Origin of the sequence: Kocuria salina (genome assembly GCF_013368965.1) — a bacterium.
In the GTDB taxonomy this organism is placed as follows: Bacteria; Actinomycetota; Actinomycetes; order Actinomycetales; family Micrococcaceae; genus Kocuria; species Kocuria rosea.
In genome coordinates, this window is record NZ_SSSF01000009.1 from 109706 (window position 1) to 124697 (window position 14992).

Consider the following 14992-nt stretch of genomic DNA (forward strand, 5'->3'; position numbering starts at 1 on the left):
GACGGACCTCGGATCCGCTGCCCCTCTTGTGCCCGGGCAGCTCCGGCGGGTTGAGTGGGGGCATGGGGAAAGTGATCTACTCCGTCGCCTCCTCGCTGGACGGCTACAACTCGGACGAGCAGGGCAGCTTCTCCTGGGCCGTGCCCGACGAGGCCGTCGTCGCCGCCCTGACCACGGACCTGGCACCGGTCAGCACCTATCTCTACGGGCGGCGCATGTACGAGACCATGGCCGTCTGGGAGACCGACCCGTCCGCGGCGACGTGGTCCCCGGAGTCGGCGCGCTTCGCGGAGACCTGGAAGCGCGCCGAGAAGATCGTCTTCTCCTCCTCCCTCGGCCGGACCTGGACCGAGCGCACCCGGCTCGAGCGGGAGTTCACCGCCGCGGCTCTCGAGCGCGCGAGGTCCGAGGCGTCCGGCGACCTCACGATCGAGGGCCCGACCCTGGCCGGCAGCGCCCTGCGGCTGGGGCTGGTCGACGTGGTCGAGCTCCTGCTGTGCCCGGTCGCGGTGGGCGGCGGCACCCCGGTCTTCCCCGACGGGCTGTCCCTGGAGCTGCGCCTCCTCCGGGAGCGCCGCTTCGACAACGGCATGGTCCAGGTCGGCTACGAGGTCCGCCACCCCCGGTCCCGCGGATAGCAGCGGCGTGGACGGGACGAGACTTCAGCAGATCGCCATGGAGGCGGCCGCCGGACTGCCGGCCGTGACGCACACCTGCCCCTTCGGCCCGGACCACGAGGTGTTCAAGGTCGTGGGCAAGATCTTCCTGATGACCACGGAAGCACCCGGGAAGCCGATCGTGACGCTCAAGTGCGAGCCCCCGCACGCGATGGCGCTGCGCCAGGAGTTCCCCACGATCACCCCCGGCTACCACATGAACAAGCAGCACTGGATCTCCCTCGCCGCCGGCCCGGGGATCACCCCGGACCTCGTCGAGGAGCTGGTGCTGAACGCCTACGAGCTCGTCGTCGAAGGACTCCCCCGGGCCAAGCGCCCGGTGGTGCGCCACACGCGCACCGGAGCACAGCCCTGAGCGGGCGTCCTGCCGTCCGCGTCCGGCGTCGGGGGCGCGATGCGAGCACGGGGTCCGTCCGAGCGGTCGCGGAGTCAGTGCTCGTCCGGTGGTGCCGGGCGGCTCCGTCGAGCGGCTTCGCGCAGCGCCGTCAGGGCCGTGTGGATCAGCCGCGCCCGGGTGGGGTGGGTGCGGGTGTGGGCGACGATGCGCCGGTGCACGGCCGGGTCGACCAGCGGCCTCGAGGTGAGAGCCGCCGGCAGCCCGGCGAGCGCGATCCGGGGCAGCACCGTGATGCCCAGCCCGGCCGCGGCGAGGCTGGTGGCCGCATGGTGGTCGTCGAGACGGGCGACGTAGTGCGGGGTGTAGCCGGCGGCGTGACAGGCGCGGGTGATGATGCGCCCGGTGGGGCCGTCGTGGATGTCGTGGTCGATCCAGGGCTCGTCGCGCAGCTGGGCCATCGTCACCGCGGGGCGTGCGGCCAGCGGGTGGTCGACCGGCAGCACCACGCAGAAGTCCTCCTCGTGCAGGGCATGGCGCTGGTATCCCTCCAGGTGGACGAGGGGCCCGTCGAGGGACTCGTTGCGCACGTCGACGTCGGGGGCCCGGCGGCCTCCGGTGGAGTGCAGCTCGTTGATGCTGATTTCCACCACCACGTCCGGGGACCGAGCGCGCAGGGCGAGCACCACCCCGGGCATCCAGGCCTGGGCCAGGGACGCGAAGCAGGCGACGGCGATCTGCTCGGCCCGGCCCTGCCGCAGATCCTCCACGGTGCGCTCGAGGCGTTCCAGGCTGCTGAGGGTCTCCGCGCTGGCCTCGCACAGGTGCCGGGCGGCCGGGGTGGCCTCGATGCCCCGGCCGCTCTTCTCGAACAGCACCAGCCCGGTCTGCCGGGCCAGGGCGCGGAGGTGCTGGCTGACGGTGGCCGGGGCCAGGTGGAGGTTCCGGGCGGCGGCGTGGATCGAGCCGGCGGCGATGACCGCGCGCAGGATGGTGAGCCGGTGCGGATCGAGCATGCCATGATCGTACGCTTTCACCTGCCAATGCCACGGAAATCATTGCTGGTGCTGAAGGGTGACGCGGTGGCACGGTAGAGGTCTGCGGACCACTGACCGACAAGGAGCTGCCGTGGACACCTCGAGCTATCTGGCCCTGCTGGGCGTGGCCGTGGTCCTGGCCCTCACCCCGGGACCCGACACCGTCCTGACCCTGGGCTACGCCCTGCGGCAGCGCCGGGCCGGGATGCTGGCCGCCGCCGGGTCCGCGGTGGGGGTCTTCGCCTGGGCGGGGCTGGTCGCGGTGGGCGTGGCCGCCTTCCTGGACAGCTCCCCGGCCGCCTTCCAGGCTCTGCGGATCCTCGGGGGCGCCTACCTGTTCTACCTGGGCTACCGGGCGATCACCGCCCACGCTCCCGCCCCGGCCGCCGCCGTGCCGATGACCGTCGGCCTGGCACGGACCGCGGGGTCGACCGTCACCGCCGCCCCGGACCGCCGGGAGCCCTCCGAGCCGAGGGCGCGATCGGCGTTCGCCGCAGGGCTGGTGTGCTGCCTCACCAACCCGAAGACCGGGCTGTTCTTCCTGGCCCTGCTGCCCCAGTTCACCCCGCCCGGGGCCGGGGCGCTGTTCGTCGTGGTGGTGATGGGCGGGACGGTGGCGGCCACCATCGGGGTCTACCTGCTCCTCGTGGCCCTGGCCACCCACACCGCCGGCACCTGGCTCAACCGTCCCACCGTGGCCCGCAGGATCGAGCTCACCTCCGGGGCGGTCTTCGTGGCGCTGGGCCTGATGACCACCGTCCCCGTGCTCACCACCTGGATCTGAGCGGACTCCCCCGCGCGGCCGGCCGGAACGACCGGGGTGGAGGCACGGGCCACGTCGGCCGAACCGGTCCGTGTCGACCACCGGCACCGCCGCGCCGTCACGCTGGTTCCTCACGGCACGGGGAGGTTGACCTGCCGACCGGCCGACCGGATCATCGGCTGTGAACGGGCCACCGGACGCCCCATGGCGCTGCCCGTTCCGCACCTCCCGTCGGCCCCGGGGCACCAGAGAGGCATCCATGGACGTGATCGACCTGGCCCACATCACCTCGGCGACCACCGCGCTCGTCGGGGGCAAGGCCGTCGGTCTCGGAGCCCTCCTGTCCGCGGGCGAGCGCGTGCCGGACGGGTTCTGCCTGACCACCGAGGCCTACCGCTCGGGCGCCGTCCCCGAGCGGGCGGTGCTGACGGCCTACGAGCACCTCGGCGGTGGTCCCGTCGCCGTCCGCTCCAGCGCCACGGCCGAGGACCTGCCGGACGCCAGCTTCGCGGGCCAGCAGGACACCGTCCTCGACGTCGAGGGCGGGGACGCACTGCTCGAGGCCATCCGGCAGTGCTGGGACTCCGTGCACGGCGAGCGCGCCGTCGCCTACCGGGCCGGTCAGGGGCTGGAGACCGGCGACCTCGCGATGGCCGTCGTCGTGCAGCGCATGATCGCCCCGGCGGCCGCCGGGGTGATGTTCACGGCCAACCCGCTGACCGGCACCCGCACGGAGACCGTCATCGACGCGGTCCCGGGGCTGGGCACCGGCGTGGTGGACGGCACCATGGACACCGACCACTACGTCCTGCCCGGCCAGGGTCCGCTCCCCCGGACACAGGAGCACGGCTGCCTCTCCCCCGACCAGCTCCGCGAGCTCCAGGCGACCGGGCAGCGGGTGCAGCGCGCCCTCGGCAGCCCGCAGGACATCGAGTTCGCCTACGACGCCCAGGGCACGCTCTGGCTGCTGCAGTCCCGGCCCATCACCACGCTCTTCCCGCTCCCGGCCGGGACCGACCCGGTGCAGGGCGACCCGCGGGTCTACATGGAGGTCGGCCACATGCAGGGCCTGCGGCGCCCGGTCACCCCCATGGGCGTGTCCGTGCTGCGGGAGACGACCCGCCGCTGGCTGCAGATCATCGGCGTCGACGACGCCGTGGTCGATCCGTTCCTCGTCGAGATCGGCGGCCGGCTGTTCATGGACCTCACCGGCCTCGTCCGCAGCCCGCGCCTGCACTCCCGCGTCCCCGAGATGGTGCAGGTCTACGGTCCGGCCGTGGCGCGGGGCGTGCGGCGCGTCCTGGACGACCCCCGCTACGCGCCCCGTCCCGCCCGTCCCGGTCAGCGCGTGTTCTCCGCCGGTGCGACCGCGCGGCTGCTCCTGGCCACCGTCCCCGCCTCGCTGCTCGGCGCGCTGCGGGCCCTGGCCCGGCCCGCCGCCGCCCGCGAGCGCGCGTTCCACGAACTCGAACAGGTCCGCCGGCAGCCCCGGACCGAACCGGCGGACACGGCGGAAAGGGTCCGTTCCGCCGCCGGGCTGCAGGACGCGACGATGACCGGACCGATGATGCGCTCCCTGCCGCCCCTGTGGGCGGCGCTCATCGCCCAGGGGGTGGCCGGCTGGCTGCTGGACGGCATCCTGCAGCCCGGCGAGCTGAACGCGACCCTGCGCGGGATGCCCCACAACGTCACCACCCAGATGGACCTGAAGCTCTGGTCCGTGGCCGAGGCCGCCCGCCCGCACCGCGATCTGCTGGTCGGCGCTGCCCCGGACGAGCTCGCCGCGCGCTTCTCGCGCGGCGAGCTGCCCGAGTTCGGCCTGACGGCCTTCCTGGCGGAGTACGGGATCCGCGGCAGCGCCGAGATCGACGTCGGCTCCCCCCGGTGGGCCGACGACCCCACTCCCGTGTTCGCCGCCCTGGCCGGGTACCTGCAGGTGACCGACCCGGACCAGGCCCCGCCGGCCCGGTTCGCCCGCGCCGCCGTCGAGGCCGAGGCCGCCCTGGCTGACCTCGTAGCACGCGCCAGGCGCACCCGGCCGCTGCGGGCCCGCCTTGCCGGGTCCATGCTGCGCCGCAGCCGGGAGCTGGCCGGCCTGCGCGAGCTGCCGAAGTTCCTCTGGCTGACCCCGCTGGCCGAGGTGCGCCGGCAGCTGCTCGCCGCGGGGGCCGAGCTCACCGGGCGCGGCCTGCTGGAGCAGCCGGAGGACATCATGTTCCTGACCCTGGACGAGGCCCTCGACGCCTCGCACGGCGCGGACCTGCGCGCGGTGGTGACCGGTCGGCGCAGGGAGCACCACCGCGAGGCCCGACGGCGGCAGGTCCCCGGCCTGCTGCTGTCCGACGGCACGAACCCCCAGGCCCTGCCCGACGACACCGCGCCTGAGCACGGGCCGGACGTGCTGGTCGGCCAGCCGGCGGCCACCGGGATCGTGACCGGGCCGGTGCGGATCGTCCACCACCCGTCGGAGGCGAGGCTGCAGCCCGGTGACATCCTCGTCGCCCCGACCACCGACCCGGGCTGGACCCCGCTGTTCCTGACCCTCGGCGGACTCATCACGGAGACCGGCTCCACGATCGCCCACGGCCCGACTGTGGCCCGCGAGTACGGCATCCCGGCCGTCATCTGCGTGCCCGACGCCACCACCCTGCTGACCGAGGGGCAGGTGGTCACCATCGACGGCGCCACGGGTCTGATCCGGATGCACGGCACGGCCGGCGGTGCGCAGCCCCTGGACGACCCGGACGCACGAGCACATCGGGCCGGGCGACCGGGCCCGGCCGCACCCGGAGAATAGGCGCATGTCAGGACGGTTCGCGCAGGTGCCCGGCATCGAGGACCCCTCGATCGGCCCCCTCGAGGAAGCCGGCTGGGAACTGCAGGGCGAGAACCTCTGGCAACGTCCGGATCGACCCGTCGTCAGTGGCTGTGCAGTTCCTCGGCGAGCATCACGATGATGCCGCTGGGGCCGCGGACATAGGCGAGCTTGTAGGCGTCCCCGTAGGTCCCTACCCCGCGCAGGGGGTGACAGCCGTGCCTCGCAGCGATCTCGAGGGCGTCGTCGATGTCGTCGACGGAGAAGGCGACGCGGTGCATCCCGATCTCGTGGGGCCGGGTGGGCTGTGTCTCGATCGCCTCCGGGTGGATGTACTCGAAGAGCTCGAGGCGACCGCTGCCGTCCGGGGTCTGGAGCATGGCGATGTTGACGTGGTTGCCGTCGAGGCCGACGGCGGTGTCCGCCCACTCCCCGCTGACCGTGTCCCGGCCCAGGACGGTCAGTCCGAGGTCGGTGAAGAAGGCGATCGCCGCGTCGAGGTCACGGACGGCGATACCGACGTTCTCGAACTTGATGGACATGTGGTGCATCGTACCGAGCCTCGGCAATCCGGTCCTGCCGACGCGTCTTCATGTTCCGAAGGACGGACCCTCAACGGCGACTGCCGTGCAGCACCCGTCGGGAACCCGAGCTGCGGATCGCCATCGTGCTCATGGTCAGGGCCCGTAGACCAGTCCGACGACGAAGATCGCCACCGGAACGCAGAGCAGACCGAAGGCGACAGCCACAGCCCCCAGAATCTCCTTCTGCGCGCGGAATCCGGCAATGCCACCCACCAGTCCACTGACCGGGGGCAGCGCGAACGTCCACAGCGGCTTGGCCACTCCCGTGCCCGGCCAATCGAGGAGCATCAGCGTCAGCGCGGTGGAGACCGGGAAAGACGCCCAGGCGATCGTCGCCAGGATGCGCTTCCGCTTCTCGCGAACCGGAGCCTTCACCAAGAGTTGTCCCTCCTCTGCTCCACCGAGGGTGGAGTATTCGATGGAATCGGTGCGTGGCCCTCAGGACGGCATGGTCCCGCAGGAGTGCCGTGCGTCCGCAGCGGCATCCAGATGGCCGATCCCAGTATCCGGGGGTACAAGGCCGCTCCAGAGATGTCCAGATGGCGGGCGACCTGGGTGGCCGGCTCCCCGCCTCTAGATCAACTGTAGGGCGCTGCGGAACTGGGAGTCGGTGGAGATCGGGCGCACGCCCTGCCACAGACCCATCCGCCACACCCGACCGGCAGGACGTTGCCAACACCGCCGCCTCGTGCTTGTATGTAGATACGTTTTTGACCTAGATACAAGGTGGCCAGCATGGATGCGGATCAGTGGTCGGCGCAGGACCGGGGATGGGCTTCGCGCTACCGAACGGTGATGACGGGCAAGCACGTCCCGGAGTCCTCGCTCCAGGAACGTGAGCACGAGCTGCTCGACGCGGTCCGGGTGGCCCAGGTCTCTGCTGCCGAGCTCTTCGGTGATCCCACGGCACTGGCCACGGAAGATGCCGCTGAACTTGCGACAGTCGAGGAAGAGGTACGAACTTCCCTCGGCGCAGGGCTGCGGCCGGTACTGCAGGAGATCGGCGGCAGGCTGACGGGCATCAGCGCTGTCGCGGCGCTGCTCATGGTCCTGCGCCACGGGTGGTCCATCGACGTCGACATCACCCATGTGCTCGTCGCCGCCAGTGTGCTCCTGGCCTTCCTCGGGTGGGTGGTGCTTCGAGCTCTATTCGTTGCCGGCCGAGCGGGGGTGACGATCAGCGTCTCTGTCGTCCTCGGCGCGGTCGTCGTCGCGGGAATCGCCTTCGCGGCAAACCTGGGATCCGGGCACTACGCGGCACGCGATGTCCCCGTGGTACTGCTGGCCTCGGCGATGCTCACCCCCGGGGTGGTCCTGCTGGCGGTCTCCCAGCGGATGCCGCAACAGGTGCTTCGCCAGGAATGGAACGACGAGCAGTGGCTGCGTCGCTTCACCAGCGGGCTGCGCACCCGCCTGGTGCCCTCCAGATCCGTTCGGGACCACGTCACCGAGATCGAGCAGGCCCTGGAGCTGTCCGGCACCTCGGCCTACGCCGAGTTCGGGCACCCGCTGGTGCTGGCGCGCGATCTGGCCGCGACCCATCGGATCGCTCGGACACGGCGCTGGTGGGTCCTCACACTCGCCGGCACGCTCACACCCCTGGTCATCGCCGCCCTCATCGTCACCGCCCACAGCTGGGGGGCGCTGACGATCCCGGTCGCGCTGGCGTTCGTGCTGTCCGCGGCCGTGGTGCTGGGCACCGCTTGGGGCGACCGACCCTGGAGGGCGAGGCAATGACCCTCCCCGCGTGGCAGCGCGCATCCCTGCCGATGCTCCTCCTCCGTGTGCTCGCGGTGGCACCGCGGCACGGGTACGGGATCTCCCAGGCGCTCGTCTCGGCAGGACTTCAACCCATCAAGGGAGCTCAGCTCTATCCCGCCCTCGGACGGCTCGAAGACGATGGTGCGATCACCGCACGGTGGGAGCAGAGCGGACCGGGCCCCGCGCGGAAGGTCTACGAACTGACCACCGCAGGACATGAACAGCTCCACGAACTGAACGAGCAGTGGGAGGCCTTCATGACCGCGGTCGAAACCCTCGGCCGCCCCGACCCAGCCGCTACTGCCGATCAAGCACCCCCGACCAAGACATAGCCACGCCAACGCCTGGGCCCATACCGGAACGGAACCTCAACGGTGACGTCGTTCTCGCGGGCAGTGACCGGTAGCGGGCCACAGGTGAATCGGAGGGGACGGCCTGAGCTGTGGCCTGATTCAGATCGGGCGGGATCGATCGACGATGCTGGCAACGGCGGCGGCAGCGAGGACGGCGAGGGCGCTCCTGAGGCGGTCCGCCGCCCCGCGCAGCGGGCCGCACCTGAGGACCAGGCGCAGTGTCCGGGCCGGGATGGCGAGGACCTTGCGCCCGTCGCGGGCGGTGTCCAGGCGCCGGGCGATGAACGGTCCGAGCAGGTGGGAAGCGGTGACCGAGGCCCACAGTCCCGCCACCCATCCGGACAGTCCGCCGCCCCGGGCCACGAGCACGATGGCGTCCGCCGCTCCCCCGTCGGTGCTGCGCACCGGGGTCGCGGCGAAGACATGTCGCGCCAGTGCTGCGCCCCGGCGATCCGCCCTGCGGAGCTCCTGATGTCAGCGGTGATGGTCGAGTCCGAGGTCGCCGACCACCCGGGCCACCCGATCGCGCTGCCCCTCGTCGAGGCCCTGCAGGGGCAGCGGAAGACAGGCCCTGGGAGCCAGGCCCAGCTGCTCGGCGCACGCGGCCACGACCCGCAGGCTCCCGAACTCGGCGAACAGCTCCCACAGCGGTGCCAGCCGGTCGGAGGCTGCCGCGGCCTCCTCGGCCCGTCCGTCCAGGGCGGCCCGGGCGATGCGCAGGGCCGGGGCCGGCAGGGTGCCGGCGAGGACCGAGTACCAGGCGTCGCAGCCGGCGGTCAGTCCGGCGGCGGCCGTGGCGTCCCCGGAGATGCCGATGCTCACGTGGGCCGGGAGCACCGCGCGGATCTCGCGCACCCGCGCCCGGGCCTGCTGGGGGTCGGCGGGCACGCCGGGGATCTTGAGGGAGGCGATACCGGGCAGCTGCCCGATGCGGCCGTAGAGCTCGGTGGTGAAGGTGACGTGGGTGGTGCCCGGGTTGTCGTAGACGATCACCGGCACCGAGGAGTGCGCGGTGACGGTGTCGAAGAGCCCGACCACGTCGTCGTCGGTCAGCGGCTGATAGCTCATCGGAGCCAGCAGCACCGCGGCGGCTCCGGCCTGCTGGGCGTGCTCGAGGTGGGTGAGGACGTGGGAGGTGCGCAGGGCACCGATGCCGACGAACACCGGGACGTCCCCGGCGTGCTCGACGGCCAGGTGGGCGACACGGCGTCGTTCCTCGGTGCTGAGGTAGGCGTAGGAGCCGGTGGAGCCCAGGGCGGTGATGGAGTCCACCTGCGCCGCCGCCAGCCGTCGGATCAGGCCCACGTAAGCGGACTCGTCCACCGCATCGTCGGCCAGGGGGGTGAGGGGGAAGGCGCTCAAACCGGTGAACATGGTGCTGTCTCCTTCGGTGGAACGGATGGTGGATCGCGGCGGCACCGCCGTGGGGGAAGGGCGACGAAGGGTCATGACGGGTCCCCTGGGGTGTGCTGGTCGCCGGCAGTGAACAGGCGGCGGGCGCTCCGCACGTCGGGGCCGAGATCGGCCAGGCGGGTGGCGAGGTCCTCGGCGGCGTGCAGGGCCTCGTCCGTCATGGGCGCCAGCGCGTCGAGGATGAACAGGGCCGTGGTGGTCTCCGCTGTCAGTGCGGTGCGCCGGCCCTGGCGCCAGTTCCAGCGGCGGCAGGTCACCCCGGACTGGTCGCACCACACCAGCTCGCCGGGTTCGGGGTGCTCGATCACCGGTTCACCGCCGGCCACCGTGTCGAAGGGCTCTTGGCCGGTGGCGCGTACCAGTCGCGGCGCTCCGTGGTAGCCGGCCAGGTCCTCCCCGCCGAGTGGGATCTGGTGCAGGACCGAGACCGCGTTGTAGAGATCGGTCAGCCGGTTCACCCGCGGCAGCCCGGAGGCCGCTCGGCGCGTCAGGGCCTCCAGGCTGTTGCGCGTGCGCTGCGGTTTCGCCCCGAACGCCCGGTAGGCCTCCCGCCACGCGGCCACGTGCGGAAGCTGGTCCACCGGCCGGTCGGCCAGGGCACGGGCGGTGGCGGCCTCGGCTTCCTGGAGCAGCGCCTCACCGGCCGCATCGCTGGGGCCCGGCGCCCGTGCTGGCGACCGGCCCTGTCGCGATCCCCCAGGTCGAGGGATCGAAGGATGCCGGACATAGGCTGGCGTCATCATGTCGATCATCATTGTCCGCGACCAGCAGTCACCCGTAGGGCCGCTACGCCGCACAGCCCCCGCTGAGGCGCGCCACGATGACGGGGCCGTCGTCACGGGCCACGATCGATGGTGAACAACTCGGTCTGGCGGGCGCCGGGGATGCCGCTGATGCTGACGATGACCGCCCTGGGCTTCTCGGGATATGCCGCGCTGCTGGCCGTCGCGCCACTGTGGGCGGTGCACGGCGGCGCTGACACCGCCGGCGCGGGGCTGGTCAACGGCGTGCTCATGCTCTTCACCGTACTCACCCAGCTGTTCGTCCCCAGGGCCCTGCGCCGCTTCGGCTGGGCGCCGGTCCTCGTGGCGGGCATGCTCCTGCTGGGACTGCCCGCCCTGGCCCACGGCGTCAGTGACGCCCTGGGGCCGACCCTGGTGCTCTCCGCGGTGCGCGGGCTCGGATTCGGCGTACTGACCGTGACCGGCAGTGCACTGGTGGCCGAGCTGGTGGAGCCACAGCGTCGCGGGAAGGCGATCGGTGCCTACGGCCTGGCGATCGCGGGACCGCAGATCCTGTTCCTGTCGGCGGGACCCTGGATCGCCGAACAGCTCGGATTCTGGGTCGTGTTCACCCTGGCAGCCCTGCCCGTTGTCGCCGTCGTGCCCGCGATCGGTCTGGCCCGGATGCTGGACGGCGTCCCGGAGGGGGACGAGGAGGATGAGCGGGCGCCCTACCTGCGCCTCCTCCCTCCGATGGCGCTGCTGACCGGCGTCACCCTGGCCGGCGGCGCGCTGATCACCTTCATGGCCCAGATGAGCAGCAGTGCCGCGCTGACCGCCCTGGCGCTGCTGCTGATGAACCTCGCCGCCGCACTCACTCGTTGGCGGATCGGCGCACTGTCCGACAGGTACGGCCCACGCCGGTTCATCGCGCCGCTTGTGCTGCTGACCACGGCCGGCATGATGACCATCGCCTGGGCGGTCCGCGATCCCCGGGCCACCGAGGCCCCGATGTTGATGATCGGAGCAGCGATGGTGGGCATCAGCTACGGCGGCCTGCAGAACCTCACCCTGGTCGTGACCTTCCACGCCGTCAGCCGGCCGCACTACGGTACGGCCAGTGCGGTGTGGAACATCGGCTTCGACATCGGGACCGGTCTCGGGTCGGTCCTGGTGGGCATGATCGCCGCAGGGACCTCGTTCAGCACCGCGTTGTTGATCACGGGTGCGATCTCACTGCTGACTCTGCCGCTCGCGCTGCGGCGTCGCACCGCCGGGCCGCAGGTGAATTGATGCCGCAGACACTGCTGGCGCGGACGAGGAACCCCTACTGCAACGTTGGTCCGCCGCCGACCGGGCCGCAGGCCACGCGGCGATCTCTCTCGCCGCCTCGTGTCCGGGGCGCCGACCCATGGTGCTCGTCTGGACGTGGTGGGGTGGGCGGGCGGATCACCGCCGGTAGGTCTGGATGACTTGGGAGTCGTCCTTCCGGTCCCAGCCGGCGTCCTTGGCGGCCTGGTATCTCGCCTGGGCGGCGCTGATCATCGGGGCGTCGAAGCCGATCTCGTCGGCGATGTCCTTCACCAGGGTCGAGTCCTTCACGAAGATGCCGATGGTGCTCGTCACCTCGGCGTCCAGGCCCTGCAGCATGCGCGGGCCGCGGTCGGAGAGCATCCAGGACCCCCCGGCACCGCCGGCGACGGCGGGCAGCACCCTCTCCGGGTCCAGTCCGAGCTCCTCCGCGAGGGCGAGTGCCTCGGCGGCGGCCACGATGTGCACCGAGCACAGCAGCTGGTTGACCGCCTTGTAGGCCTGGCCCTGGCCGATCTCCGTGCCGCAGTCGATGATCGCCCCCAGTGCGTCGAGGACCGGCCGCACGTCGTCGATCGCGGCGGGGTCGCCGGCGGCGAACAGGCTGAGCTGACCGGTGATCGCCCGGGCGACCCCGCCGGTGACGGGCACGTCGAGCACGCTCACCGCAGGTGGGGCCGCGGCGGCCACCTCACGCACCGCACGGGGGCCGACGGTGCTCATCACCACCAGGACGCTGCCGGCCGGCATCTGCCGGAGCACCCCTGCCTCGCCCAGGGTGGCCGCCCGCAGCTGCTCCGGTGTGGCCACCATGCACACGACGACGTCGGCCGCGACCGCGGATTCCGGGGTCTCCTCGGCGCGCAGGCCCCGTGCGGTGGCCTTCGCCCGCTGCTCGGCGAACGGGTCGACACCGGTGACGTCGAATCCGGCGCCGAGGAGCTGCTCGGCCATGGGCAGGCCGATGGCTCCGATTCCGATGAAGGTGATCCGGGGCGGTGGAGCGGGTGACATGGGAGCCTCCTGAGGGCGTGACGGGCAGGGCATACTCAGATGAACAGGTCGAGCAGCAGGCACACGCCCAAGCCGATCACGGCGAAGGTGGACTGGGCGAGCGTGTAGATCTTGAACGTGCCCTTGGTGGTGAACCCGAGCATCTGCTTGAAGATCCAGAAGGTGTTGTCCGTGACGTGGGCGCCGAACGCGGCGCCGGTGCCGGCGGCCAGCAGGATCAGGATCGGCGCGGCCTCGATGGAGCCCATGATCGGGGCGAGCAGGGTCGCCGCGGTGATCGCGGCCACCGAGGCCGATCCCTGGGCGATGCGCAGGACGGCGGCCACGGTCCAGGTGAGCAGCACCGGGATCGCGGCATTGGCCTGGAAAAGGGCGGCCATCATGTCGCCGATGCCGACCTCGGTGATCACCTGGCCCAGGGACCCGGCCACGCCGGTGAACAGGAGGATCGAGCCGGAGGTCTGAGCGCCCCGCGTGAGCAGGTCGTCGATGCCGTCGCGGGTCACGGCGGGGACCGCCAGGACGATGCCGATGAGCAGGCCGATGAGCAGGGCGACGACGGGGCTGCCGAGGAAGCCGAGGACGGGGACTTCCTGGCCGATGAGTCCGGTGACGGTGTCCAGGATGATGAGCAGGATCGGCACGATCACGGGGAGCATGGCGACGACCAGTGGCATCTGCCGGGTCGGGGCGGTCACGGTCAGGGTGCCCGCCGAGGTGCCGGCGACCTCGGTGGTGCCCACGGTGGTGGGGCCCGTCTCGCGCTGGGTCTCGAGGCGGGCGCGTTCCTCCTCGATCGACTCGCCGAAGATGGAGTCGTCGAAGCTGTGGTCCTGGTCCGTGGCGGGGTCGAAGATCTTCCGCATCATCAGGTCGTGCACGAAGATGCTGGAGATGATGAAGAAGATGCCCAGGGGGATGCCCCAGATCAGCATGGTGCCGATCTCCACGCCGAGTGGTCCGGCGACGGCGATCGCCGCCACACCCGGGACCACGATGAGCAGCCCGACCTCGAGGCCGATGGCCAGTGAACCGGCCAGGGTGGCGATGCTCTTGCCGGTGCGCTTGGCGATGGCACCGGCGATCGGGGCGAGGATGACCAGGGCGACGTCGAAGTAGATCGACGGGAAGATGATGCCCGAGGTCAGTCCCAGGACGTAGGGCGACCGCTTGGGCCCGACGAGTTTCAGCAGCCCGTCGACGACACGCTGCATCGTGCCGGTGGCCGTCAGCGTGGTGCCGATCATGACGCCGAAGCCGATGATCAGGCCCACTTCGGCCATCAGCGCCCCGAAGCCGGCATTGACGGCGGCCACTGATTCGGTGAAGCCGAGCCCGGCGGCGACGCCCAGGTACAGTGCGCCGACGACGAGTGCGACGACGGGGTTGATCTTCGCCCAGACGATCATCAGGACGATGCCGATGACCGAGATGGCGAGATGGACCAGGACGAGCGTGTCCATGTCTGCTCCTCTGTGGATGACGCCGGACGGACCGGCAAGCGGATGGTGGTCGGGTCACACGGGCGGTGCTCCGCATGACGGAGGCGAGCAGGGCCGTGGCATGCCGCAGCGACCGGTGATCGGGCTTCACTGCACCGAAACACCGCCGCCTGACCCGACCGGTCCTACCACCCGAGAGCGGCGGTTCCCGGCACGGGCTCGGGCGGATGCATGTCTGTCCTCGGCCGGCTCACCACTGACCACGACTTCAGTTGACTGTTAACAGTCAACTGCTGTTGCTGGAAGTGTGGCACAGAGCACACACGAGACGCAATGATTGATCGACGAGATGGGATAGGTCCATCCAGCCCTGGTGACGGGCTTCTCCGGTTGCGGGGGGCGGCCCCTCCGGCAAACCTCCGCATGATGCCGCCCAAGAAGCCCATCGGTTCCCCGGCGCAGGCGGGAGCCGCAGCCAGAGCCGCAACCGGGCGAAGACCGGCAGCACAGCCGTGGCCCGCTGGACAGGGCGGACAGGCCGAAGTCGGCCGATGGGTCTGGCAGGCCCACCGTCAGGGTCCACGACGGGCTGGAGCACCAGCTCCCTGGGTCAGAAGGGCTGACAGCCGGGCGAGTTGCGGACGGCATACGGAGCCGTGCGATGTCTCCGACCCGCAATATGCCGCGCGGGGGGATGACATGGCGCAGTTCGCGGGGTGCTGGTGCGGATCCGTCCGGGCTCGTCCGACCGCCCCCGTGGACAGAG

The 14992-nt window shown here is 71.6% G+C and carries 15 protein-coding genes; 7 read left to right on the top strand and 8 right to left on the bottom strand.

Going from position 1 to position 14992, the window contains the following annotated elements:
* Nucleotides 1-62: 62 nt before the first annotated feature.
* Entirely contained in the window at nt 63-638 is a 576-nt protein-coding gene (locus E7Z53_RS16420; RefSeq protein WP_035928595.1) for a dihydrofolate reductase family protein, read from the top strand.
* A gap of 7 nt (nt 639-645) precedes the next feature.
* Entirely contained in the window at nt 646-1032 is a 387-nt protein-coding gene (locus E7Z53_RS16425) for an MmcQ/YjbR family DNA-binding protein (protein WP_369598007.1), read from the top strand.
* Between the two features lie 74 nt (nt 1033-1106).
* Here the strand turns inward: E7Z53_RS16425 and E7Z53_RS16430 are convergent, their stop codons facing one another.
* The gene (locus E7Z53_RS16430; RefSeq protein ID WP_035928597.1) at nt 1107-2027 is read right to left on the bottom strand and encodes a LysR family transcriptional regulator; all 921 of its coding nucleotides are present in this window, start codon (nt 2025-2027) and stop codon (nt 1107-1109) included.
* Between the two features lie 112 nt (nt 2028-2139).
* Here E7Z53_RS16430 and E7Z53_RS16435 point away from each other — a divergent pair, with 112 nt between their 5' ends.
* Nucleotides 2140-2832, top strand: coding sequence for a LysE family translocator (locus tag E7Z53_RS16435; RefSeq protein WP_176338230.1), 693 nt, complete (start codon nt 2140-2142; stop codon nt 2830-2832).
* A gap of 238 nt (nt 2833-3070) precedes the next feature.
* Nucleotides 3071-5608: a PEP/pyruvate-binding domain-containing protein gene (locus tag E7Z53_RS16440; RefSeq protein WP_176338231.1), complete on the top strand. Its 2538-nt coding sequence runs from the start codon at nt 3071-3073 to the stop codon at nt 5606-5608.
* Between the two features lie 122 nt (nt 5609-5730).
* Here the strand turns inward: E7Z53_RS16440 and E7Z53_RS16445 are convergent, their stop codons facing one another.
* Together E7Z53_RS16445 and E7Z53_RS16450 are read right to left on the bottom strand one after the other, a co-directional pair.
* On the bottom strand, nt 5731-6168 hold the full coding sequence (locus E7Z53_RS16445) for a VOC family protein (RefSeq protein ID WP_115163568.1): 438 nt from the start codon (nt 6166-6168) through the stop codon (nt 5731-5733).
* 135 nt (nt 6169-6303) lie between these two features.
* A complete protein-coding gene (locus tag E7Z53_RS16450) occupies nt 6304-6588 on the bottom strand; it encodes a hypothetical protein (protein ID WP_176338232.1) in 285 nt (94 codons plus the stop codon).
* A gap of 417 nt (nt 6589-7005) precedes the next feature.
* Here E7Z53_RS16450 and E7Z53_RS16455 point away from each other — a divergent pair, with 417 nt between their 5' ends.
* Both E7Z53_RS16455 and E7Z53_RS16460 read left to right on the top strand, forming a co-directional pair.
* Entirely contained in the window at nt 7006-7947 is a 942-nt protein-coding gene (locus E7Z53_RS16455) for a hypothetical protein (protein ID WP_255219632.1), read from the top strand.
* A complete protein-coding gene (locus E7Z53_RS16460; RefSeq protein ID WP_043738533.1) occupies nt 7944-8303 on the top strand; it encodes a PadR family transcriptional regulator in 360 nt (119 codons plus the stop codon). The genes E7Z53_RS16455 and E7Z53_RS16460 overlap by 4 nt, the downstream gene beginning before the upstream one ends.
* A 120-nt stretch (nt 8304-8423) precedes the next feature.
* Here E7Z53_RS16460 and E7Z53_RS16465 read toward each other — a convergent pair whose 3' ends face one another.
* The 3 genes from E7Z53_RS16465 to E7Z53_RS16475 form a co-directional block, all read right to left on the bottom strand.
* Nucleotides 8424-8729, bottom strand: coding sequence for a hypothetical protein (locus tag E7Z53_RS16465; protein WP_017832234.1), 306 nt, complete (start codon nt 8727-8729; stop codon nt 8424-8426).
* A gap of 69 nt (nt 8730-8798) precedes the next feature.
* The gene (locus tag E7Z53_RS16470; protein WP_017832233.1) at nt 8799-9698 is read right to left on the bottom strand and encodes a dihydrodipicolinate synthase family protein; all 900 of its coding nucleotides are present in this window, start codon (nt 9696-9698) and stop codon (nt 8799-8801) included.
* A 71-nt stretch (nt 9699-9769) separates the two neighbouring features.
* Complete coding sequence (locus tag E7Z53_RS16475; protein WP_426119464.1) at nt 9770-10318, bottom strand: B3/B4 domain-containing protein; 549 nt, start codon at nt 10316-10318, stop codon at nt 9770-9772.
* Nucleotides 10319-10630: 312 nt separating this feature from the next.
* On the opposite strand from E7Z53_RS16475, the gene E7Z53_RS16480 reads away from it, so the two are divergent.
* A complete protein-coding gene (locus tag E7Z53_RS16480) occupies nt 10631-11752 on the top strand; it encodes an MFS transporter (protein ID WP_237740411.1) in 1122 nt (373 codons plus the stop codon).
* Nucleotides 11753-11908: 156 nt separating this feature from the next.
* On the opposite strand, the gene E7Z53_RS16485 is transcribed toward E7Z53_RS16480, so the two are convergent.
* Nucleotides 11909-12784 carry an NAD(P)-dependent oxidoreductase gene (locus tag E7Z53_RS16485; RefSeq protein ID WP_017832229.1) on the bottom strand — a complete coding sequence of 292 codons (876 nt, stop codon included), beginning with the start codon at nt 12782-12784 and terminating at the stop codon, nt 11909-11911.
* A gap of 35 nt (nt 12785-12819) precedes the next feature.
* The gene (locus E7Z53_RS16490) at nt 12820-14247 is read right to left on the bottom strand and encodes a GntP family permease (protein ID WP_017832228.1); all 1428 of its coding nucleotides are present in this window, start codon (nt 14245-14247) and stop codon (nt 12820-12822) included.
* Between the last annotated feature and the right edge of the window lie 745 nt (nt 14248-14992).

Bases quoted from the DNA above. Each gene is read 5' to 3' on its own strand.
- E7Z53_RS16460 (WP_043738533.1), top strand. From the start codon at position 7,944: ATGACCCTCCCCGCGTGGCAGCGCGCATCCCTGCCGATGCTCCTCCTC.
- E7Z53_RS16480 (WP_237740411.1), top strand. From the start codon at position 10,631: ATGCTGACGATGACCGCCCTGGGCTTCTCGGGATATGCCGCGCTGCTG.
- E7Z53_RS16445 (WP_115163568.1), bottom strand. From the start codon at position 6,168: ATGTCCATCAAGTTCGAGAACGTCGGTATCGCCGTCCGTGACCTCGAC.
- E7Z53_RS16420 (WP_035928595.1), top strand. From the start codon at position 63: ATGGGGAAAGTGATCTACTCCGTCGCCTCCTCGCTGGACGGCTACAAC.
- E7Z53_RS16430 (WP_035928597.1), bottom strand. From the start codon at position 2,027: ATGCTCGATCCGCACCGGCTCACCATCCTGCGCGCGGTCATCGCCGCC.
- E7Z53_RS16455 (WP_255219632.1), top strand. From the start codon at position 7,006: ATGACGGGCAAGCACGTCCCGGAGTCCTCGCTCCAGGAACGTGAGCAC.
- E7Z53_RS16490 (WP_017832228.1), bottom strand. From the start codon at position 14,247: ATGGACACGCTCGTCCTGGTCCATCTCGCCATCTCGGTCATCGGCATC.
- E7Z53_RS16470 (WP_017832233.1), bottom strand. From the start codon at position 9,698: ATGTTCACCGGTTTGAGCGCCTTCCCCCTCACCCCCCTGGCCGACGAT.
- E7Z53_RS16485 (WP_017832229.1), bottom strand. From the start codon at position 12,784: ATGTCACCCGCTCCACCGCCCCGGATCACCTTCATCGGAATCGGAGCC.
- E7Z53_RS16440 (WP_176338231.1), top strand. From the start codon at position 3,071: ATGGACGTGATCGACCTGGCCCACATCACCTCGGCGACCACCGCGCTC.